Origin of the sequence: Streptomyces panaciradicis (genome assembly GCF_023516615.1) — a bacterium.
In the GTDB taxonomy this organism is placed as follows: Bacteria; Actinomycetota; Actinomycetes; order Streptomycetales; family Streptomycetaceae; genus Streptomyces; species Streptomyces panaciradicis.
In genome coordinates, this window is record NZ_JAMGBF010000079.1 from 16,954 (window position 1) to 37,770 (window position 20,817).

The 20,817-nt window shown below is 73.9% G+C and carries 15 protein-coding genes and 1 pseudogene; 11 read left to right on the top strand and 5 right to left on the bottom strand.

Going from position 1 to position 20,817, the window contains the following annotated elements; all coding sequences use genetic code 11:
- Nucleotides 1-506 precede the first annotated feature (506 nt).
- Nucleotides 507-1,563, bottom strand: a pseudogene (locus M8J74_RS25145) (hypothetical protein).
- 56 nt (nt 1,564-1,619) lie between these two features.
- A complete protein-coding gene (locus M8J74_RS25150; protein WP_249838628.1) occupies nt 1,620-2,891 on the bottom strand; it encodes an FUSC family protein in 1,272 nt (423 codons plus the stop codon).
- A gap of 119 nt (nt 2,892-3,010) precedes the next feature.
- On the opposite strand from M8J74_RS25150, the gene M8J74_RS25155 reads away from it, so the two are divergent.
- Both M8J74_RS25155 and M8J74_RS25160 read left to right on the top strand, forming a co-directional pair.
- Nucleotides 3,011-3,595, top strand: coding sequence for a TIGR03086 family metal-binding protein (locus M8J74_RS25155; protein WP_249838629.1), 585 nt, complete (start codon nt 3,011-3,013; stop codon nt 3,593-3,595).
- Between the two features lie 116 nt (nt 3,596-3,711).
- On the top strand, nt 3,712-4,614 hold the full coding sequence (locus M8J74_RS25160; RefSeq protein ID WP_249838630.1) for a DUF3626 domain-containing protein: 903 nt from the start codon (nt 3,712-3,714) through the stop codon (nt 4,612-4,614).
- Here the strand turns inward: M8J74_RS25160 and M8J74_RS25165 are convergent.
- Together M8J74_RS25165 and M8J74_RS25170 are read right to left on the bottom strand one after the other, a co-directional pair.
- On the bottom strand, nt 4,566-5,165 hold the full coding sequence (locus M8J74_RS25165) for a PAS domain-containing protein (protein ID WP_372500260.1): 600 nt from the start codon (nt 5,163-5,165) through the stop codon (nt 4,566-4,568). The genes M8J74_RS25160 and M8J74_RS25165 overlap by 49 nt on opposite strands.
- A gap of 133 nt (nt 5,166-5,298) precedes the next feature.
- Nucleotides 5,299-6,936 (bottom strand): glycoside hydrolase family 13 protein, encoded by a 1,638-nt coding sequence (locus tag M8J74_RS25170; protein WP_249838632.1) that lies wholly within the window; start codon nt 6,934-6,936, stop codon nt 5,299-5,301.
- Nucleotides 6,937-7,070: 134 nt separating this feature from the next.
- Between M8J74_RS25170 and M8J74_RS25175 the strand changes: the two genes are divergently transcribed.
- The 8 genes from M8J74_RS25175 (at nt 7,071) to nrfD (ending at nt 18,611) form a co-directional block, all read left to right on the top strand.
- Nucleotides 7,071-8,108 carry a LacI family DNA-binding transcriptional regulator gene (locus tag M8J74_RS25175; protein WP_249838633.1) on the top strand — a complete coding sequence of 346 codons (1,038 nt, stop codon included), beginning with the start codon at nt 7,071-7,073 and terminating at the stop codon, nt 8,106-8,108.
- Nucleotides 8,109-8,342: 234 nt separating this feature from the next.
- Nucleotides 8,343-10,769, top strand: a complete 2,427-nt coding sequence (locus M8J74_RS25180; protein WP_249838634.1) for a cytochrome P450 — start codon at nt 8,343-8,345, stop codon at nt 10,767-10,769.
- 22 nt (nt 10,770-10,791) lie between these two features.
- Nucleotides 10,792-11,757: a phosphotransferase family protein gene (locus M8J74_RS25185; protein ID WP_249838635.1), complete on the top strand. Its 966-nt coding sequence runs from the start codon at nt 10,792-10,794 to the stop codon at nt 11,755-11,757.
- Nucleotides 11,758-11,847: 90 nt separating this feature from the next.
- Nucleotides 11,848-13,137, top strand: a complete 1,290-nt coding sequence (locus M8J74_RS25190) for an ROK family transcriptional regulator (RefSeq protein ID WP_249838636.1) — start codon at nt 11,848-11,850, stop codon at nt 13,135-13,137.
- A gap of 181 nt (nt 13,138-13,318) precedes the next feature.
- On the top strand, nt 13,319-13,552 hold the full coding sequence (locus M8J74_RS25195; protein WP_249838637.1) for a hypothetical protein: 234 nt from the start codon (nt 13,319-13,321) through the stop codon (nt 13,550-13,552).
- A 12-nt stretch (nt 13,553-13,564) separates the two neighbouring features.
- On the top strand, nt 13,565-16,810 hold the full coding sequence (gene fdh / locus M8J74_RS25200) for a formate dehydrogenase (RefSeq protein ID WP_249838638.1): 3,246 nt from the start codon (nt 13,565-13,567) through the stop codon (nt 16,808-16,810).
- Complete coding sequence (locus M8J74_RS25205) at nt 16,807-17,652, top strand: 4Fe-4S dicluster domain-containing protein (RefSeq protein WP_249838639.1); 846 nt, start codon at nt 16,807-16,809, stop codon at nt 17,650-17,652. Before fdh ends, M8J74_RS25205 begins: the two co-directional genes overlap by 4 nt.
- A complete protein-coding gene (nrfD, locus tag M8J74_RS25210; protein ID WP_249838640.1) occupies nt 17,649-18,611 on the top strand; it encodes an NrfD/PsrC family molybdoenzyme membrane anchor subunit in 963 nt (320 codons plus the stop codon). Before M8J74_RS25205 ends, nrfD begins: the two co-directional genes overlap by 4 nt.
- A gap of 185 nt (nt 18,612-18,796) precedes the next feature.
- Here nrfD and M8J74_RS25215 read toward each other — a convergent pair whose 3' ends face one another.
- Nucleotides 18,797-19,825: an SDR family oxidoreductase gene (locus tag M8J74_RS25215; RefSeq protein WP_249838682.1), complete on the bottom strand. Its 1,029-nt coding sequence runs from the start codon at nt 19,823-19,825 to the stop codon at nt 18,797-18,799.
- Nucleotides 19,826-19,979: 154 nt separating this feature from the next.
- Here M8J74_RS25215 and M8J74_RS25220 point away from each other — a divergent pair, with 154 nt between their 5' ends.
- A complete protein-coding gene (locus tag M8J74_RS25220) occupies nt 19,980-20,810 on the top strand; it encodes an alpha/beta fold hydrolase (protein ID WP_249838641.1) in 831 nt (276 codons plus the stop codon).
- The last annotated feature ends 7 nt before the right edge of the window (nt 20,811-20,817 follow it).

Below are 20,817 nucleotides of genomic sequence, written 5' to 3' on the forward strand. Positions count from 1 at the left end.
GCCGTCTCGTCCGGGAGTGGGGCGCCGGGCACAGGTGGTGGTGGCCCGTCGCGCCCGGGCGTGCGCTGCCGGGCACGGGTGGTGGTGGCCGTCCCGCCCGGCAGTGCGGCGCCGGGCACAGGCCGTGGTGGCTCGTCCCGCCCGGGAGTGGGCGTCGGGCACAGGGCGTGGTGGCTCGTCCCGCCCGGGTGTGCGCTGCCGGGCACGGGTGGTGGTGGCCGTCTCGTCCGGGAGTGGGGTGCCGGGCAGAGGCCGTGGTGGCCCATCCCGCCCGGGCGTGCGCCGCCGGCCGCAGGCTCGTCGCCGACGAGGCGCCGGGGACTCCCTGGAAGCCGACATCCGGGGCGCGTCCCACGCCTCGCCGTCCGGGCTGGGCCCCACGCGTCGGCGTCCGGGCCGGGGCCCGCGAGTCACCGCTCGGCCCCGGCCCCACCACTCACCGTCCGGGTCGCGTCCCACGAGGCACCGCCCGGCCCACGCCCTACGCTCACCGCTCTGCCCGGGTCCTACCAGTCGCCGTCCTCCACCGGCTTGCCCGGGGCGTCCTTCAGGGGGGGTGATCTGGTGGGGGGACGGGGGCTGCCAGGGGGTGTGGTCGTCGCCGAGCCAGTCGCCGACCGGCTTCACCGCCTCCAGCGTGTCGGTGGGGGAGAGGTCCTGGGCGTCCTGGTCGTAGTAGTCGTACCAGGGCAGGCCCGCGCGGGTGTAGGCGGCGCGGTCCACCGGTGACGGCGGGGGCGCCTCGCCGGTGATGCGGCGCCATTCCGGAGGCGTCACCAGGTGCACGAAGACCCGCCCGGCGGGCCGCTCGGACCAGTCGTCGAGCCGCCGGTCGTCCTGGTAGACCTCCTGCCGCATGGAGCCGCCGACGCCGAGCCCCATGGCCGCCGCGGCCCGCGGCGCCCGCGCCGCGGCGGGAGCGGGGACGGCGCCCGGAGCCGGCGGCGCCGCCATGGGCATCGCCATTCCGTAGCCGCCGCCCGGCGCGGGGCCCCGCTCCCGGGCGAGCTCCGCGCGGCGCCGCTCCGCCTCCCGCCACTCGGCCAGCTTCCCCTCGCGCAGCGGGAAGGACTGCAGCTGTACGCCGCCCCACACCTCCTCGCCGGTGACCTGCCCCTCGACGGTCGCGCCCAGGCCCAGCGGCACCGCCACGAACTGACGGACGGTTCCCTTGCCCGAGTTGATGCCGTCCAGCCAGGGCTGACGCGGCAGGACGACGTAGTTCTGCGGCTTGCGGGAGAGCCGGTCGCTCCACGGCCTGCCCGAGACCGCGCACACCTTGCCCACCCCCACCTGGAGGGCGGCCGGCTCGGTCGTGCCCGAGAAACTCAGCCACATCGCCTCGCGCAGGTACACCGGCAGCATCACCCCGCCGCGCGCACGCCACGCCTCGGGCGCCGTGTCCGGATAGTCCGCCACCCGCCGGACCGGGAACTCGCCCAGCCCGGGCGGCAGCGGATGCGTCCCCGTCTCGGGCAGCCGCAGGGTGCGCACGAAGCGCACCGCCACCCCGCCCGGCAACCGCAGGGTGTTCCCGTCGATCCGCACGCCGCTCTCGGCCATCGGCCCGCCCCCTTCGTTCTCCGTTGCCGGAGACGTACGCGCCCCCGGTGACCACATCACCTGGAACGACGCCGGGCACCCCCGCGGTTCCGGCGCAGCACCTCCGGCACGCGCAGCCGGCCGGAGTCGCGCAGGCCCGCCCGCAGCCGGGTCAGCCGCGGCATGCGTTCGCGCTGCTCGCCGGAGGCCCGGTCCAGCTCCTCCAGCAGCCGGCGTGAGCGGTGCTCGGTGTCCATCTCGTCGAGGATGCGGTTGACCTCGGTCAGCACCGCGCCGTGCAGCTGCCAGCTGCGGGCGTCGCGCTGGACCTCCTCCAGCAGCAGCTGGGCCAGCTTGTCCCGGGTCGTCCCGGCCTGGCGCAGCTCCGCGGCCAGCCGCTCCTCGGCCGACTCCGCGCTGACGCTGACGCTGGTGGTGACCAGGACCGCGAAACTGACCACCGCGTCCGCGATCTCGGACAGCAACCGCTCCACGGCGGCCCCCGTCTCGCGCGCGAACAGCGGCTCCGGATCGCGCTGCTTGGCGAGGTCGGTGAAGGTGCGGGCGAGCACCCGCAGCACCACCGTGCAGATCTCCAGCGTGTCCAGCCCGGTGCGCAGCACCACCCGGTGCAGCAGTCCCTCCCGCACGCGCGGATTGAGCCGCAGACTGTCCTCGGCCTGCCGCAGCGCCGCGTCCACCTCGACGATGTCGTGGTCCAGGCGGCGCGCCTCGTGCAGCCGCTCGGTCGCGTGCTCGACCGGGGTGCGCCCGGCGGCCTCCTCGCCCATGCGCAGCATCAGCTGCCGCACCCGCCGGGCCAGTCCCTCGATCGACTCGCCCGCCTCGTCCACCCACACGGGCGGCGCGAGGAGCAGATTGCAGGCCATGCCGACGACGGCGCCGATCAGCGTCTCCACGATCCGGGCCCACGCCGTGTCGCCGACGGCGGTGACCCCGAGGACCAGCATGGCGCTGATCGCCACTTCGGGGACGTACTCCTCGACCCGCACCAGCCGCCCCACGGCCAGCGAGGCCACGATCAGCAGCGCGAGGCTCCACCAGGTCAGACCGACCAGCTGGCTGAAGGCGATGGCGACCAGGACGCCGGCCACCACCGAGTTGACCCGGCGGATGCCGTTGGTGAGCGTGGCGTACAGGGTGACCTGGACGACCAGCAGCGCGGTGAGCGGCGCGGTCAGCGGCGCCGCCTCGGGACTCAGCCGCAGCGCGACGACATAGGCCCCTGTCGCCGCGACGGCCGACCGGAGCGTCTGCACCACCACCGGGTCGCGGCGGCGCTTCACGTACCGGACGAGGGACGCCCTCCACTCACGTACATCTGGCACTACGGGCTGTTCCTCCACTGGCTCGCGCACGTACGACGTTCGATCGCGGACCGTAACTGTCCGCAAGGACACCTAGATTGTTGGCCATGGCCGAGGGACGGCAAGAGGGGAGAACGGTGATGGCGGACACCCGGGACTTCGAGGTTCTCACACGTGCGCACCGCTATCTCGGCGACGTCGTCGCCGCGGTGCCCGAGTCGGCGTGGGGAGCGCCGACGCCGTGCACCGAGTGGACCGTGCGTCAGGTCCTCAACCACGCCCGGATCGACCAGCAGGGCTACGGCCTCGCGCTCTCCGGCGGCCGTCCGGACTCCGACCCGTTCCATCCGGCCGACGCCCTCGACGGCGACCCGGCGGCCGAGCTCGGCAAGGTGCTGGACCAGGTTGCCGAGGCCTATGCCGCGGTGCCCGCGGACGCCGAGCAGGTGCCGACGCCCCTCGGCCCGCTGTCCCCGCCGCTCGCCGCGGCGGCCGCCGCCATGGACGCGGCCGTGCACGCCTGGGACATCGCCGTCGCCACCGGCCAGGACCGCCCACTGGCCGTGGAGCTGGCCGAGGGGATCTGGCCGGCGGCGGAGCGGCTCGTCGACCATCTCCGGAACTCCTACCAGGTCTTCGCACCCGCCAGGCCGCTGCCGTACGAGCACGACCGGGCCGACGCCCTGCTGGCCTTCCTGGGCCGCGATCCGCACTGGACCCCGTGATCCGCACTGGACCCCGTGACCCGCGCGGGACACGGCCCGCCGGCAAATGAGTTGCGCACGCCCCCGCCGATGAGTGATCTCTTGGGCAGGACGTCAGCACCTACGAAGGGAAGCCGGTGGATTCGAGCGATCTCGCGACGGACCGGACACTGCGGGCGCTGCGGCACGTGGCCGCCCGCTCCTCCGGGCCGGCCGTCGGCCCCGAGCCGCGGATCACACTGAACTTCCATCCCGACCGCCTGACCGGCGGGCTGCCCATCCTGCGGGCCATGGCCCAGGACGGCGCCTACCACTCGCAGTTCGTCACCGGCACCAGCAACGGCGGCCTCACCGCGCACCCCGGCGGCGACCGCCGGCGCTGGGAGAGCCGGATCTTCGGCGGCGCCTACGACGACGCCGATCCGCACGAGCGGCCCGTGTACGGCGGGCTGAACTTCCGGCGCCAAGTGGTCGGCGCCGCCCCGCGGTTCGGCTCCTCGCACTTCCGGCTCACCGCCGACACCCTGGAGCGGACCACCTTCTGCTATCCCGACAGCGCCGCCGAGCCGGCCGATTTCGGGGTCGCCGCCGGGATGTCGCTGATCGCGCTCGCCGAGGCCGACGAGCAGGACGCCCTCAACGACTACATCGAGGCGCAGGTCCACGGCGGCGTCCGGCTCGCCCGGCACGTCGAGGCGCTCGTCCTGGACGCGTGCTACCGCGGCACCGCCGTCGAGGCCGAGGCCCGCCGGCTGCCCTGCCCCGTCGAGTGGCACCCCGGCTACCGGCTCACGGTGGAAGAGCTGCGCGAGCACGCCGACTACCGGGGGCCCGAGTACGCCGCCCTCGGCGCCCGGATCGCCGAGGACGGCCGGATCGACCCGCGGATCATCGGCGACGCCGCGCGCACCGGCCGCCACGAACTGCAGGACCTGAAGATGGTCTGGCACACCCTCGCCCGCTTCGGCGCTCCGCAGGGCGCGGGCACCGCCTACGCCTCCGGCGGCCACAGCCCGGGGTTGAGCACGCCGAGCGCGTAGGCGCGCGCCACCAGTTCGGTGCGGTTCGACGCGCCCCAGCGTGCCGACAGCCGCCGCAGGTGGTAGGTGACCCCGTCCGTGGTCAGCCCGGTCTCCCTGGCGGCCCGGGCGGTGGTCGCGCCCCCGGCCAGCAGCGCCAGGATGCGGGCCTCGACGGGCGCGACGCGGGCCGGTTCCGGCGCCGCCGGCTCGCGGGTGCCCAGGACGCGCAGCATCACCAGCAGCGCGGGCGTCTCCTCCACGGTGTCGCTGACCGGGTCGGCCGTCAGCTCGCCGAACCGCTCGGCCCCGCCCGGCGCCTCCCAGAGCACCGACACCTGGTACCGCGACCGGTGCCTGAGCCGCAGCGCCTCGGCGATCCGCTCCACCTGCGTGGCCTCCTGCGGCCGGAACAGCTCCAGCACGGCACGGCCGCGCAGCCGCCCCGGCGTCGTCCCGCACTCCGCCGCCATCGCGGGGTTGGCGAGCAGGACGTCGCCGTAGACGTCGCACACGGCGACGGGCACGGAGACCCGGTCGAAGAGCGTCAGGGCGCGATTGCGCCACACCACGGCCTCACCACGGCCCTCTTGCACCCGTCGCTCCCGTCACCCGGCGCCCACACGAGCCACCCCATCATGCGGCGGCGAACGAGCCGGCCCGCGCCCTCAGGGGACGCCGGACGAACCTGCCCGCGGTGCCGCGCTACACCGCCAGCCAGGCCGCGTGGTCGGGCGCGAGCACACCGTCCTCGACGGGGCCGCTCGCCAGCAGCAACGAGGTGTGCGCGGGCAGCCGGTACCCCTCGGCGGAGAGGTTGACCGCGCACACGAACCCGGGCTCGCGGCCGAACACCAGCACGCCGGCCGGGGCGTCGAGCCACGTCAGGTCACCGTCGCCGAGCGCGGGATGCTCGCGGCGCAGCCGCAGCGCGGCGCGGTACAGCTCCAGCATCGAGTGCTCGTCGCCCCGCTGCTCCGCCATTCCGCGGCCGGCCCAGGCCGCGGGCTGCGGCAGCCACGGTTCGCCCCGCGCGCCGTCCGGGCTGAAGCCGTAGGGCGGGCTCGACCCGGACCACGGGATCGGCACCCGGCAGCCGTCCCGCCCGCGGTCGGCGTGCCCGGAGCGCTCCCAGACCGGGTCCTGGAGCACGGACTCCGGCAGGTCCTCGACCTCCGGCAGACCCAGCTCCTCGCCCTGGTAGACGTAGGCGCCGCCGGGCAGGGCGAGCATCAGCAGGGCGGCCGCGCGGGCACGGAGCGTGCCGAGCTCCAGGTCGAGGGGGCCCTCGGCCCGGTAGGGCTCGTTCACCGTCCACCGCCGGGCGGTCTTGCGGCCGTAGCGGCTGGGATGGCGTACGACGTCGTGGTTGGAGAGCACCCAGGTGGCCGGCGCGCCCACCGCGCCGAGCATGGAGAGGGAGTCGTCGATGACGGCCCGCAGGTCCTTGGCGTCCCAACTGGACATCAGGAAGTCGAAGTTGAACGCAGTGTGCAGGCCGTCGGCGCGGACGTAGGCGGCGAGCCGCTCGGGGGTGTCCGCCCAGGCCTCGGCGACGAACGAGCGGTCGCCCGGGAACTCGTCGGCCACCCGGCGCCAGGACCGGTAGATGTCGTGCACCTCGTCACGGTCCCAGTGCGGGTGGTCCAGATGCCGCCGCGGTCCCTTCTCCTCCAGGGGCGGCGGAAGGTCGGGCAGCTCCGGGTGCTTGATCAGCCCGTGCGCGACGTCGATCCGGAAGCCGTCGACGCCCCGGGCGAACCAGAACCTGAGGATCGACTCGAACTCCGCGCGCACCTCCGGGTGCTGCCAGTTCAGGTCGGGCTGCTCGGGGGCGAACAGGTGCAGGTACCACTCCCCGTCGGGCAGCCGGGTCCAGGCCGGGCCGCCGAAGCAGGAGACCCAGTCGTTGGGCGGCTCGGCGCCGTCGGGCCCGCGGCCCTGCCGGAAGACGTACCGCTCCCGCTCCGGGCTGCCCGGCCCCGCCGCCAGCGCCGCCCGGAACCAGGCGTGCCGGTCGGAGGTGTGGTTGGGCACGATGTCGGGGATGACGCGGATGCCGTGCGCGTGCGCCTCCTCGATCAGCCGCTCGGCCTCCTCCAGCGTGCCGAACAGCGGGTCGATCTCGCGGTAGTCGGCGACGTCGTAGCCGTGGTCGGCCATCGGCGACCGGTACCAGGGGTTGATCCAGACGGCGTCGACGCCGAGCCACTTCAGATACGGCAGCCGGGAGCGGATGCCGGCGATGTCGCCGACGCCGTCGCCGTTCCCGTCGGCGAAGCTGCGGATGTAGACCTGATAGATGACGGCATCGCGCCACCAAGGTACGGCGGAGGTGGACATTCGGTGCGTGCTCCTCGGTCGTGACAACGCTTGCAAGCCTGAACGGTCCCGGCTCGGACCGTCAATGCGTTACGGGTGAGTAATGCCCTGGCAGCGCTGTCACGAACCGCGCACACCTGTGCTAGCGTCCGCCCATGCCGCCCGCCCGACGGCACCCCACGATGGCCGACGTCGCCGAACGCGCCGGGGTCTCCGTCTCCACCGTCTCGCGCACCCTGCGCGGGCTGTCGAACGTCTCGCCCGACGTACGCGCCCGGGTGGAGAAGGCCGCCCGCGCGCTGAACTTCGCGGTCTCCCGGCACGCCTCCAGCCTGGTGACCGGCCGGACCGGGGTCGTCGCGGCGCTCGTGCCCACCCTGGACTCGTGGTTCATGGGCTCGGCCCTGTCCGCCCTCGGCCCCCTGCTGCGGGCCGCGGACCTGGAACTGACCGTCTACGTCACCCCCGACCTCGCCGAACGCGCCGCGTTCTTCGAGCGGTTGCCGGCCCGGCGCAACGCCGACGCCCTGCTGGTCTTCAGCTTCGACCTCACCGACGAGGAGATCGCCCGCCTCGACGACCTCGGCATGCCCGTCGTCTACGTCAGCCAGCACGCCGACGGCCGGCCGAGCGTGTACGTCGACGACGGCGCCGCGGCCGAGGCCGGCACCCGGCACCTGCTCCACCTCGGGCACCGCCGCATCGCCTTCATGCAGAGCGCGGGCCCCACCGGCTTCTCCTTCAGTTCCCACGAACGACTCCTCGGCCACCGGCGCGCGCTCACCGAGGCGGGCGTCCCCCTAGACGACTCCCTGGTGGTGGCCGCGCCGGCCGCGGACCGGCGCGCCGTCGCCGAGGCCCTGGGGGAGCTGCTCGGCCTGCGCGAGCCGCCCACCGCGGTCTTCGCCGAGCAGGACGAGCTCGCCGTCTCCCTGATCTGGACCCTACGCAGGTCCAGGATCGAGGTGCCCGAGCGGATGTCCGTCCTCGGCTTCGACGACCAGCCGGTCGCCGAGCTGTTCGACCTGACGACGGTGGCGCAGTCGCCCGCCGACATGGGCCGGGAGGCGGGCGAACTGGTCCTGAGCCTGATCGCCGACCCCGACGCCGACCCCGCCCGGCACGTCCTGCTGCCGACCCGCCTCGTCCCCCGCGGCAGCACCGCCCCGGCACCCGGCGCGGACACCGACTGACGCCCCGCGCAAGCCCCTTGGCGAGGACTTGACTACATGATCATGTAGTGCGGCGGCGCGGTCCGCCCGCCTTCCTCGACGAACCTTGATCGCAGTACTCCCGTACCGCGAAAGGCAGTTGTCGCGCCATGCCCCCCCACCGCGCCGCACCCCCGCACCACCGACACCCTCCCCGGCGTCCCCGTCGTCGACATCAGCGCCACCGGCCCCGGCCGCACCCCCATCCAGCAGCTCATGGGCCTGATGCGCCAGCACGGGCCGGTGCTGGTGCGGCGGCTGCACGGACGGGACGCGCTGTTCGTCGCCGACCTCGACCTGGTGACCGACCTCGCCGACGAGAAGCGCTTCGCCAAGCACATCGGACCCGCGCTGGAGAACGTCCGCGCGTTCGCCGCCGACGGACTGTTCACGGCGTACGACGACGAGCCCAACTGGGCCAAGGCGCACGACATCCTCATGCCCGCCTTCGCGCTCGGCTCGATGCGCACCTACCACCCGGTCATGCTGAGGGTGGCCCGCCGGCTCATCGCCTCCTGGGACCGCGACGCCCGTGCCGGCCGGCCGGTCGACGTGCCCGGCGACATGACCCGTATGACCCTCGACACCATCGGACTCGCCGGCTTCGACCACGACTTCGGCTCCTTCGAACGCGCCGAGCCCCACCCGTTCGTCGAGGCCATGGTCCGCTGCCTGGAGTGGGCCATGACCCGGCTCGCCCGCGTCCCCGGCGAGGACCACTCCGCCGCCGACGCCGCCTTCCGGGACGACGCCGCCTACCTGGCCCAGGTCGTCGACGACGTCATCGCCGCCCGCACCGGCACCGACCAGAGCGGCGCCGGGGACCTCCTCGGTCTGATGCTCGGCGCCCGGCACCCGGCCGACGGCACCACCCTCGACCCCGCCAACATCCGCAACCAGGTCATCACCTTCCTGATCGCCGGCCACGAGACGACCTCCGGCGCGATGTCCTTCGCCCTGTACCACCTGGCCAAGAACCCGACCGTGCTGCGCCTCGTCCAGCGCGAGGCGGACGCCCTGTGGGGCGACACGGCCGACCCGGAGCCGACGTACGACGAGGTCGGCAGGCTGACGTACACCCGGCAGGTCCTCAACGAGGCGCTGCGGCTGTGGCCGACCGCCGCCTCCTACAACGGCCGCCCCACCGACGACGCCACCGCCTTCGCCGCCTGGCTGGAGGGCACCCACGACCTCACCGACGTCACCTACGCCGTCCTCGGCGTCGGCGACCGCAACTGGGCCGCCACCTACCAGCACTTCCCGACCCGCGTCGACGACCGCCTCGCCGAACTGGGCGCCGCCCGGCTGCTCGACCGCGCCGCCGCCGACGCCTCGGGCGATCTCGGCGGGGCGGTGGCGGACTTCACGGCCCGGCTGCGCAGGGCCCTCCTCCAGCAGTACGGCGACCCGGACGCCACCGCCCCGACGGCCGAACCCGCCCCCGCGGCCTACGAGGTGCGCACCCTCACCGGCAGCCACCTGGACGCCCTCGCCGAGCGCCACGGCCTCGTCCCGATGACCGTCACCGAGACCCGCGACCTCACCGCCCCGGGCCATCCACGCCGTAAGCGCTTCGTGCGGGTGGCCCTCCCCGACGGCACCGCCTACCGCACGGCGGACCACCTCACCGTGCTCCCCGCCAACGCCCCGGCCCTCGTCGACCGGGCCGCCTGCGCACTCGGCGTCGACCCCGACGCCGTCCTGGACATCCGCGCCACCCGCCCCCGCCGCGACAGCCCGGCACCGGACCGCTCACTGACGATACGTCAGCTCCTGTCGTGCCACGTCGAGTTGCAACAGCGGCCCACCCCCGCCCAGCTGGCCGCCCTCGCCGCGGCCAACCCCTGCCCGCCCGAACGGGCCTCGCTCGCCGCCCTCGCCGCCGACGACCCCCGCACGCTCGTGGAGGTGATCGAGGACCATCCCGCCCTGCGCGGGGTCCTGGACTGGCCGACGCTCCTGGAGGTCCTCACCCCGCTGCGCCCCCGCCACTACTCCATCTCGTCCTCCCCGGCCGTGAGCCCCGCCCACGCGGACCTCATGGTGTCCCTGCTCGAAGCCCCCGCACGCTCGGGCAACGGCGTCCACCGGGGCACCGGATCCGGCTACCTCGTCTCCCTTCAACCCGGCGACACGGTGTACGCCCGCGTCCAGCCCTGCCGGGACGCCTTCCGGATCGACGCCTCCACGCCCGTGATCATGATCGCGGCGGGCACGGGCCTGGCCCCCTTCCGCGGAGCCGTCGCCGACCGTACGGCCGCCCTCGCCGCCGGAGCCGAACTCGCCCCTGCGCTCTGCTACTTCGGCTGCGACGCGCCCGACGCCGACTTCCTGCACGCCGAGGAACTGCGCGCCGCCGAGGCCGCCGGAGCCGTGTCGCTGCGGCCCGCCTTCAGTACCGCGGGCACCTTCGTGCAGCACCGCGTCGCCGCCGAGGCCGGCGAGGTCTGGGAGCTGCTCGCCGCGGGGGCCCGGGTGTACGTCTGCGGCGACGGTTCGAAAATGGCGCCCGGCGTCCGGGAGGCGTTCCGTACGCTGTACCGTCACCACGTGCCGGGCGCGGACGACGCGGCGGCCGTGGACTGGCTCGACGCGCTGATCGCGGACGGCCGTTACGTCGAGGACGTGTACGCGGCCGGCTGACCGAGGGGAGAGTGGGCGCACGGTGGTGGACTCCTGGGAACGGGCCCGGCGCATCCTCCAGGACGCGGGCATCCCGCCCGGGCGGCTGGCCGGCCTGCGCCCCCTCACCGGCGGGACCTACAACACCGTCGAGGAACTCACCCTCACCGACGGCGGCCGCCATGTGCTCAAGGCCGCGCCGGACGCACCGGGGCTGAGCCACGAGAAGCGGCTCCTCGTCTCCGAGGCGGAGTTCTACCGCGGCGCCCAGGCCGCCGGGGTGCCGGCGCCCCGCCTGCTCGCGCTGGACGAGGACGGCGGCGTCCTGCTGATGACCGCATCGCCCGGCGACCCCTGGGACACTTCGCTCACAGAAGCCGAGCAGAGCTCGCTGCGGCGGGAGTTGGGGCGGCACGTGGCCGCGCTGCACCGGATCACCGGACCCGCCTTCGGCTATCCCTCCGGCGCGCTCGGCCCGCCGGCCGCGGACTGGCGGACCGCCTTCACCGGGATGCTCGACGCCGTCCTCGACGACGCCCGCCGCTTCGGGGCCCGGCTGCCGAGGCCCGTCGACGAGGTGGCCCGCACGCTCGGCACCGCCTACGACGCGCTCGGCGAGGTCACCGTCCCGGCCCTCGTCCACTTCGACCTGTGGGACGGCAACATCCTCGTGGACCGCTCGGCCGGCCCCGCGCGGGTCGGGGGTCTCATCGACGGCGAGCGCATGTTCTGGGGCGACCCGCTGGCCGAGTTCGTCTCCCTGGCCCTGCTCGGGGACATCAGGAAGGACGAGGCGTTCCTGGCGGGCTACCGGGAGGCCGGCGGACACGCCGAGTTCGACACCCCGGCGCTGCTCCGCCTCGCCCTCTACCGCGCCTATCTCTACCTGATCATGCTGGTCGAGACCGTGCCGCGGGCGATGGGGGAGGACCACGTCCGGTGGCGGGAGAAGGCGGTCGCGCCGGAGCTCGTCGCGGCCCTGGACGCCATCCGGGACCGCGCCTCTTAGCTCACATCGTGAACTAAGGGTTGGAGGAATGTCGCGCCGAACCCGCCCGCAGAGGTATGTTGCAGGTCGGCAGGGTTCGGAAGGAGCCATATGGCGGGGCGGAACGGGCGCACCGTGCGCGACCTCAGGCGGGCGAACCGCACGGCGGTGCTGCAACGGCTCTACTTCGACGGACCCCTCAGCCGCTTCGAGCTCGGTCCGGCGACCGGGCTGAGCTCCGGCTCGGTCAGCAACGTCGTCGCCGACCTCGTCACCGACGGCCTGGTCGAGGAGGCCGGCAGCGTCGACTCCGACGGCGGCCGCCCCCGCACCCTGCTGCGGGTGGCCCCCGGTGCCGGTCACATGATCGGCGTCGACGTCGGCGAGACCCGCGTCCGCGTCGAGCTGTTCGACCTCACCCTCACCGAACTCGCCCGCGCCGAACGGCCGCTGGAGCAGCAGCGGTACGAGGTCGAGGTCATCGTCGGGCACATCCGCGACGGGATCGCCGAGGTGCTGGACGAGGCGGGCATCCCGCCCGAACAGCTTCTCGGCGTCGGCATCGGCGTCCCCGGCATCGTCGAGCGCACCCCGGACCGCGGCGCCGTCGTGCACGGCCAGACCATCGGCTGGGACGCGGTCCCGCTGGAGTCCCTGCTGCGGACCACCTCCCGGCTGCCGGACTCCGTGCGCTACTTCATCGACAACGGCGCCAAGACCCTCGGCCAGGCCGAGATGTGGTTCGGCGCCGGGCGCGGGGCGCGCAACGCCATCGTCGTGCTGTTCGGCTCCGGCGTCGGCGCCTGCCTGGTCACGCCCGAGGTGGAACACGGTCGCGCCGTCGAGTGGGGGCATCTGACCGTACGGGTCAGGGGGCGCCGCTGCCGGTGCGGCGCGCTCGGCTGCCTGGAGGCGTACGCGGGCGCGGAGTCCCTGCTGGATCGCTGGCGCGAAGAGGGGGGACGGCCGCCGGAGGGTGCCGACGAGGAGACGGCGCTGTCCGCGATGCTGGCCGCCGCCTACCCTGCCGGGGGCGGGACGGCCGACCCCGTCGCGCTCGGGGTGCTGGAGGAGACCGCCGAGTACCTGGGCGCCGGTCTGTCCGATCTGATCAACCTCTTCCAGCCCGAGCGCATTCTGATCGGCGGCTGGGGCGGGCTTCAGCTGGGTGCCCGGTTCCTGCCCGCCGTGCGGCGGTACGCGACTTCGTACGCCCTGCGCCATCCGGCCGAGAAGGTCGCCATCGAGCTGGGGCGGCTGGGGCCGGACGCGGTGACCGTCGGGGCGGCGATCCTGCCGCTGGCCGACTTCTTCGGCCGGGGCGGGCGCCGGCTGGAACCGGCGGCCGAAGGGCCCGTGCCGGCGTGGCAGACGGCGCTGGAGGAGCGGGCTCCGCGGTAAGGGCTCCGCGGTAAGGCTCCGCGTCAGGGGGTGGACAGCGGGGGTAGTTCGGCGACCGCGGGCGCGTTGTGGCTGGTCGCGCCGTTCCCCGCGCCCCTTGCGGGGCGCTCGTCGGCCCATGTTTCACCGGTCACCGCCGGAGGTACTCGCGTGTCGCTCGACGACGCGAAAGGAGTGCGCCGTGGCGGATCGACACCGTACGGGACAGGACGGCGAGCCCGTGCCGAGGGACCTGCCGGATCAGCAGGTCATCGAGGGCGAGGACCCACTGGACGTGCCCCTTCCCGCCGCGGACGAGGATGAGTCCGGCTCCGGCCTGCCCGACACCGACGAGGCCGGCACCGGCCGTCAGGGTGGGCCGCGGTCCGCGACCGTGCATCCCGAACACCCCGAACCGGACGAGTCCTCCGCCTGACAGGGAGCCACCATGGGTATCGGCGACCGGGTCCGCTCCTGGCCCGTCTACCGTCAACTCGGCGGAACCGACCGGACGGCCCGCGGGAGCGCCGCGAAGTCGCCGCACACCGAGAAACTGCGTCCGCGCACCGACAGCGCGGACCGCGTCGTGCAGTCCGTCTGCCCGTACTGCGCGGTCGGCTGCGGGCAGCAGGTCTACGTCAAGGACGAGAAGGTCGTCCAGATCGAGGGCGACCCCGCCTCCCCGGTCAGCCGCGGCCGGCTGTGCCCGAAGGGCTCGGCGAGCCTCCAGCTGACCACCGGGCCGGCCCGCGAGCACCAGGTCCTCTACCGGCGCCCCTACAGCTCCGCCTGGGAGCCGCTGGACCTGGAGACCGCCATGGACATGGTGGCCGAGCGGGTGATCCGCACCCGGCGGGAGACCTGGGAGTGGGAGTACGAGGGGATGCGCACCGCCCGCACCATGGGCATCGCCAGTCTGGGCGGCGCGACCCTCGACAACGAGGAGAACTACCTCATCAAGAAGCTGCTGACCGGCCTCGGCGTGGTCCAGGTGGAGAACCAGGCCCGGGTCTGCCACAGCGCCACCGTCGCCGGCCTCGGCACCTCCTTCGGCCGCGGCGGCGCCACCACCTTCATGCAGGACCTGCAGCACGCCGACTGCATCGTCATCGAGGGCTCCAACTTCGCCGAGTGCCACCCCGTCGGCTTCCAGTGGGTGATGGAGGCCAAGAAGCGCGGCGCCCTCATCATCGACGTCGACCCCCGCTTCAACCGCACCAGCGCGCTCTCCGATCTGTACGTGCCGATCCGCGCGGGCACCGACATCGCCTTCCTCGGCGGGATCATCAACCACGTCCTGACCGAGGGCAAGGACTTCCGCGAGTACGTCCTGCGCTACACCAACGCCGCCACCCTGGTCGGCGAGGACTTCCGGGGCACCGAGGACCTCGACGGCGTCTTCTCCGGACTCGACGAGGACAAGCTCCACTACGATCCCGCCAGCTGGCAGTACGAGGGCGTGGAGATCCAGCAGCCCGCGGGCGAGGCCGACGAGCTGTACGCGGAGCGCACCCACAAGACGGCCGGCGCCGAGGCGCACGGCTCCGGCGGCGCCCGCACCGGACACCGCGCCCCCACCGACGACACGCTCCAGCACCCGCGCTGCGTCTACCAGGTCCTCAAGCGCCACTACGCCCGGTACACGCCGGAGATGGTCGAGGACGTCTGCGGCATCCCCCGCGAGACCTTCCGGCGCGTGTGCGACGCCCTGACCGCCAACTCCGGCCCCGACCGCACCAGCGCCTTCTGCTACGCCGTCGGCTGGACCCAGCACACCACCGGCTCCCAGTTCATCCGCGCCGCGAGCGTCCTGCAGCTGCTGCTGGGCAACATCGGCCGGCCCGGCGGCGGCATCCAGGCACTGCGCGGCCACGCCTCCATCCAGGGCTCCAGCGACATCCCCACCCTGTACAACCTGCTGCCCGGCTACATCCCGATGCCGCACGCGCACGAGGACATGAACCTCGACAACCACGTCGAGACGACCCGCACGGTCAAGGGCTTCTGGTCGAACATGCGGGCCTACATCGTCAGCCTGCTGAAGGCCTACTACGGCGACGCCGCCACCCCCGGCAACGACTTCTGCTTCGACCACCTGCCGCGCCTGACCGGCTCCCACTCCACCTACGACACCGTCATGGCCCAGCTCGACGGCGACTGCAAGGGCTACTTCCTGCTCGGCGAGAACCCGGCCGTCGGCTCGGCCAACACGCGCCTGCAGCGCCTGGGCATGGCCAACCTGGAGTGGCTGGTGGTGCGGGACTTCTCCCTCATCGAGTCGGCCACCTGGTGGAAGGACGGCCCCGAGATCGAGACCGGGGAGCTGCGCACCGAGGACATCGGCACCGAGGTGTTCTTCTTCCCGGCCGCCGCCCACACCGAGAAGTCGGGCTCCTTCACCAACACCAACCGCTGGGTGCAGTGGCACTACGCCGCCGTGGAACCCGAGGGAGACGCGCGCAGCGACCTGTGGTTCATGTACCACCTGGGCCGCCGGATCAAGGAGCGGCTCGCCGGCTCCACCGACCCCATGGACCGCCCGATCCAGGACCTGACATGGGACTACCCGGTCACCGGCGAACTGGACGAGCCCGTCGCCGACGCGATCCTCGCCGAGATCAGCGGCCACGGCCCGGACGACTCCCCCTTGAGCGCGTACACCGAGCTCAAGGACGACGGCTCCACCCGCTGCGGCTGCTGGATCTACTGCGGCGTCTACGCCGACGGCGTCAACCAGGCCGCCCGCAAGAAGCCCCAGTGGGAACAGGACTGGGTGGCCGCCGAATGGGCCTGGGCCTGGCCCGCCAACCGCCGCATCCTCTACAACCGCGCCTCGGCCGCGCCCGACGGCACTCCCTGGAGCGACCGCAAGAAGTACGTCTGGTGGGACCCGGAGGAGGGGAAGTGGACCGGCCGGGACGTCCCGGACTTCGTGCCCGACCGCGCCCCGGACCACGTCCCCGACGAGGACGCCGTCGGAACCGACGCGCTGCGCGGCGACGACCCGTTCATCATGCAGGCCGACGGCAAGGGCTGGCTGTTCACGCCAGCCGGCCTGGAGGACGGGCCCATGCCCACCCACTACGAGCCCCAGGACTCCCCGTTCCCCAACGCCCTGTACCCCTCCACCCCGCGCAGCCCCGTCCGCCGGCTGCTGCCGCGCGAGGGCAACCGCTACCACCCGAGCGGTGACGAGAAGGGCGCCGAGGTCTTCCCGTACATCGTCACCACCCATCGGCTCACCGAGCACTTCACGGCCGGCGGGATGAGCCGCTGGTCGGGGTATCTGTCCGAGCTGCAACCGGAGTTCTTCTGCGAGGTCTCGCCCGAGCTGGCCCGCGAACGGGGCCTGGAGAACGGCGGCTGGGCGACCGTCGTCACCGCCCGCAACGCCGTCGAGGCCCGGGTCCTGGTGACCGAGCGCATCCGGCCCCTCCGCGTGCAGGGCCGGGTCGTCCACCAGATCGGCCTGCCCTTCCACTGGGGTCCCAACGGAGTGGTGACCGGCGACGCCGCCAACGAGCTGACCGCCATCGCCCTCGACCCCAACGCGCACATCCAGGAGGACAAGGCGCTGACCGCCGACATCCGCCCGGGCCGCCGGCCGCGCGGACCGGACCTGCCGAGGCTGGTCGCCGACTACCGCAGGCGGGCGGGCATCACCTCGGACACCGGAACGGAGACACGCAAGTGAGCGAGGAACGCGTCGGGTTCTTCACCGACACCTCCGTGTGCATCGGCTGCAAGGCCTGTGAGGTGGCCTGCAAGGAGTGGAACGCCGTCCCCGAGGACGGCCTGTCCCTCACCGCCATGTCCTACGACAACACACAGGCCCTCGGCGCCTCCACCTGGCGGCACGTCGCCTTCATCGAGCAGCCCCGGCCGGACGGCCGCACCCGACTGCCCGTGGTGGAAGGCGGGTCGACCGCGCAGGAGACGCCCGTCGGCGGTGACGGCGAGCTGCGCTGGCTGATGTCCTCCGACGTGTGCAAGCACTGCACGCACGCCGCCTGCCTCGACGTCTGCCCCACCGGCTCCCTGTTCCGCACCGAGTTCGGCACGGTCGTGGTCCAGGAGGACATCTGCAACGGCTGCGGGTACTGCGTGCCCGCCTGTCCCTACGGCGTCATCGAGCAACGACCGCACGACGGACGCGCGTTCAAGTGCACGATGTGCTACGACCGCCTTGGCGCAGGACAGGAACCGGCCTGCGCCAAGGCCTGCCCCACCGAGTCCATCCAGTTCGGGCCGCTGGACGAACTGCGCGAGCGGGCCGCCCTCAGGGTCGACCAGCTGCACGAGGCGGGCGTTCCCGAGGCCCGGCTGTACGGCCATGACCCGGACGACGGTGTGGGCGGCGACGGCGCGTTCTTCCTGCTCCTGGACGAGCCCGAGGTGTACGGGCTGCCGCCGGACCCCGTGGTCACCACCCGGGACCTGCCGGCCATGTGGAAGCACGCGGGCGCCGCCGCCCTGTCCCTGCTGGGCGGCGTCGCGGCGTGCTTCGTCGCCACGGCGGGAAGGGGCCGGCGATGAGCGTCATCCAGAACGCGCGCCGCGGCCGGCGCCGGCGCGGCGAGCAACCGGTCGTCCCCCGGGCCGAGTTCCGGTCCTACTACGGCCGTCCGGTCATCAAGAAGCCCTCCTGGGAAGCCACCGACATCGCCGGGTACTTCTTCCTCGGCGGGCTCGCGGGCGCGGGCTCGGTGCTGGCGGCGGGGGCGCACCTGACGGGGCGGACGACCACCGCGACGGCACTGAAGGTGTCCTCGCTCACCGCCGTCTCCCTCTCGGCCGCGGCCCTCGTCCACGACCTCGGCAAGCCGAGCCGCTTCGCGAACATGCTGCGGGTGTTCAAGCCGACCTCGCCGATGAGCATGGGGTCCTGGCTCCTCGGCGCGTACGGGCCCGCGGCGGGGGTGGCCGCCGCGAGCGCCGTGACCGGCCGGTTGCCGCGTCTGGGGGGCGTGGCAACCGGCGCCGCCGCGCTGCTCGGCCCTGCCGTCGCCACGTACACCGGGGTGCTGGCCGCGGACACCGCCGTACCGGCCTGGCACGGCGCCCACCGCGAACTGCCCTACCTGTTCGCGGCGTCGGCGACGGCCGCCGCCTCCGGCATGGCGCTGGTGGCCGGCCCGACCGGCGAGAACCTGCCCGCCCGCTGCGCCGCCGGGCTGGCGGCCGTCGCCGACACGGCGATGGAGAAGGCCGCGGAGCGGCGGCTGGGCATGGTCGCCGAGACCTGGAAGGAAGGCCGGGCCGGCACGCTGCTGCGCACCGCCCGCGCCCTCACGATCGGCGGCGCGGTCGCCGCCGCCCTCTTCGGCGACCGGCGCCCGGTCGCGGTCACCTCCGGCCTGGCCCTCCTCGCCGCCTCCGCCTGCACCCGCTTCGGGGTCTTCGCGGCGGGCGTCGCCTCCGCAGAGGACCCGAAGTACACGGTGGTGCCCCAACGGGAGCGGCTGGAGGAGAGGACGTCCGAGGGGACTTCGTAGCGGCCTGAGCGCGCTTTCCGTCTCCTGGGATGCGTTTCCCGTTCCCATCACCAGGCCTCGGCCGACTTGCCGCCGTCGCGGCTCGGCCCTGATGTGGGGGCGCCGCGTCCCCGCTCCGGCGTGGACGGCGCCCGAGGGGCCTTCCCGGCCGGGCTCAGCCGCCCCGACAGGGCCCAGCTGCCGGCTCAGCCCGCCTTGCGCCCCCGCATCGGCTCCGTGGGGGCGCCTTCGCCCTGCTGGAGGCCGTGCAGGAACTCCCGGAGGACCTCGGTGGCCGAGTGCCGCGGCGCCCAGCCCAGTTCGACCCGCGCGCGTGTGCAGTCCATCAGGGGCAGGCGCAGCACCGCGTCGAACAGGTGCGGCGAGGCGGGCAGCAGGTGCAGGTTCCAGGCCGCGGCGATGGCCGAGCGGGCCGCGGCGCGGGGCAGCCGGACCGGGCGGGTGTCCAGCATCTCGGCCAGCAGCTCCGCGTCCACCCAGGGCTCGGCGGCCAGGTTGAAGGCGCCGCGGGTCTCCGTGCCGAGCGCCGCGACGTACGCGGCGGCCGCGTCGTCGGTGTGCAGCGCCTGGACCCGCAGGCCGGGCACGTCGGGCAGGAACGGCAGCAGTTCGGGGCGGGCCAGCGGGCCGGGCAGGAAGCGGCCGCCGAAGATGCGGCGCTGCTCGCTGGCCGACTCCCGCTTGAACAGGAACGCCGGCCGCATCCGGACCACCCGCACCTCGGGATGCTGGTGCTCGAACGCGTCCAGCGCCCGCTCCAGATACGCCTTCTCGCGGCAGTACGCGGCGTCCGGCCAGCCGTGCGTCGGCCACGACTCGTCCACCGCGCGATCCTTCGGCCCCGGAGAGTAGGCGCCCACCGACGAGGCGTGCACCAGGGTCGGCACCCCGGCCGCCGCCACCGCCTCGAACACCCGGATGCCGCCGAGGACGTTCGTGCGCCAGGTGGTCGCCGGATCGTGCGTCGGCTGGAACGCCCACGCCAGATGGATCACCGCGTCGGCGTCCGCGAACTCCGCGGCCAGGTCGACCTGTTCGGAGGACAGGTCGACCGCGGACCAGTCCGTCCGGGGCGGCGACCAGTCGGGGATGCGCCGGGCCAGCCCCAGTACGGAGCCGACGTCCGAGTTCTCCGAGAGCGCGCGCACCACGCTGGTGCCGACGTTTCCGGTGGCGCCCGTGACCACGATCCTGCTGCCCGCTGTGCTGCTCACCATCGGCTCCTTCGCTCGCTGGACGAGCCGACCGAGTACCCGTGCGGTGCCGGTTCACCGGCCGCCCGGCATGACCCCGGAGGTAATCGACCCCGGCGGCGTCCGCCGGAACCATGGAGGACGTACCCACCGCACCGGACCAGGAGGCCGTCCCATGCCGTACTTCACCAGCCCCGCCGACGGTACGCGGCTGCACTACGTCGACTACGGACCGGCCGGCGGACCGGTGGCCGCCTTCGTCAACAGCGCCTACCTCGGCTCCGAGATGTGGGAGTTCCAGATGCCGGCGCTGGCCGCGGCGGGCCACCGCTGCGTCAGCCTCGACCGGCGCGGGCACGGCCGCTCCGACGACGTCTGGAACGGCTTCGACCTCGACACCCTCGCCGACGACCTGTACGGCCTCCTCGACCACCTCGACCTGCGCGAGGCCACGCTGATCGGCCACTCGATGGGCTCCGTCGAGATCACCCGCTGCCTCACCCGGCACGGCGCCGACCGGGTGGCCCGGGTCGCCTTCGTCGCCGGCATCGCGCCGGGCGTGGTGCGCACCGCAGACAACCCGGACGGTCTGGACCCCGACGCCGTGCGCGCCGCCAACGAGGTGTGCCGCCGGGACCGGCCGGCCTTCTTCCAGGACGGCATCGCCGGTTTCTTCGCCGTGGACCGGCCGGGCAACGAGGTGTCCGAGGCGTTCATGCGGTACTTCGTCCAGCGCGCCCAGCTCTCCTCGCCGCACTCCACGGCCGCGGTCCAGGAACTCGTCGCCTCCGTGGACGTCGCCCCCGAACTGCCCAAGATCGACCTGCCGGTCCTCGTCGTCCACGGCACCCACGACACCTCGGCCCCCCTGGAGACGACCGCCCGCCGCGCGGCCCGCCTCCTGCCCGCCGCCACCCTGAAGACCTACGACGACGCCGGCCACGGCCTGTTCGTCACCCACGCCGACCGACTCACCGCCGACCTGAGCGAGTTCATGACGAACTGAGCCGGCG